The organism is Siccirubricoccus deserti (assembly GCF_014283215.1).
GTDB classification, from domain to species: Bacteria; Pseudomonadota; Alphaproteobacteria; order Acetobacterales; family Acetobacteraceae; genus Siccirubricoccus; species Siccirubricoccus deserti.
Genome location: NZ_JACOMF010000212.1, coordinates 1 through 1,434 on the forward strand (window position 1 = coordinate 1; position 1,434 = coordinate 1,434).

At 67.4% G+C, this 1,434-nt stretch carries 1 pseudogene; it reads right to left on the bottom strand.

The features are described from left to right. Positions 1–280: 280 nt before the first annotated feature. Positions 281–1,315, bottom strand: a pseudogene (locus H7965_RS29890) (IS110 family RNA-guided transposase). Positions 1,316–1,434: the final 119 nt, after the last annotated feature.

Sequence of the window (1,434 nt, forward strand, 5' to 3'; positions counted from 1 at the left end):
GTAGTGCTTCCGTATTGGGCCTTCGGGCGTCAAGCCCCTCGAGTGAGTACCGCGTCGCCGGTGTCATGCTTCCGTCCGTGGTCGGCACGCGGTCGCCACATCCTGCGGTCAGAAAGGAGCCAGCGGGCCAATCTAGGACGCGTGGTTCACCCCAAGGGGCTTCCACAGCACTACTCCCGGCCTCACTGCCTCCTGCGTCCCGGCGACGGGACCTCAGACGAGCAGCACCGGACCTGCCGGCCTGCCCGAGACCCAATCTCCCCGATGCTGCGCTATGCGGCTATGCGGCTGCCTCCATCTCCTTGCCCCAGCGGAACTCGGTGCCGTCCGCCCACATCCGATGCAGGACGCCGGCCAGCTTGCGCGCCAGCGCCACCTTCGCGCGCTTCAGGCCCCGGCGGCTGGCCACATCCATTGCCCAGCGCTTGAGCGCGGAGAAGCGCACCGGGCGGCTCAGTACGGCATTGGCGGCCTCATAGAGCGCGGTGCGCACCATCGCGTCGCCGACCTTGCTGATCCCGCCGATTACGTCTGTCTCGCCCGACTGGTATCGCTTCGGTGTCAGTCCGAAGTGCGCCCCAACCGCTTTCGATGATCCGAAGCGGCCCGGGTCGTCCACCGCCGTCCTGAAGGTAATCGACACCAGTGCGCCCACGCCCGGCGCCGTCATCAGCCGCCGACAGACCGCATCGGCACGCACAATCGCCAGCATACGCCGGTGCAACCGCATGAATTCTGCCAGCAGCCCTTCGCGTGCTGCCAGCATCGCGGCGGTGACCGTCTCGAGCATCTCGTGCCCGGCTGCGAGCTCTCGGATCCGCACCGCGAATTTCGCCTTGCTCACCTCGCCCACCTTGAGACCGAAGCCACGCAGAATGCCGCGGATGCTGAGCTCGACGTCTCACAGCTTGCTCTGCAGCAGCTTGCGCCCAACCAGCAGCGCCCGCACCTCCTGAGCATCGGGTGACTTCCGGTGCACCGGCCGGAACCAGCCCATGCGCAGCAACTGCGCGATGCCACGGGCGTCCTTGCGATCGGTCTTGACCGTCATCGCCGACAGCGCCGCCTTCACATGCCGGGTCTCCAGCAGCACCACCTCGAAGCCCGCCTCGCCAACGCCAGCGTGCAGCCACTGCGACAAAGGGCCTGCCTCCAGCCCGATCCGGGTCACCTCGACGCCGAGCCCGCGGAACCAAGCAATCAGAGCCTCCGGCTCGCTCGCCACCTTGGCTTCCCGCACAATCCGCCCGGTGGCGTCCACCACGCACACGCTGCTGTCTTTCAGCGAGACGTCGATCCCAGCAAAGTGCTCCATGGCTGTCCCTCGATGAGGCCTGGGGCCGACCCACTCGGACCCCGTTCAACACACCATCACTCTGAGGGGCAGCCGCCCTTCCGCCTATCGCCAGGCGGCCGGCCCATTACGGCATCTAG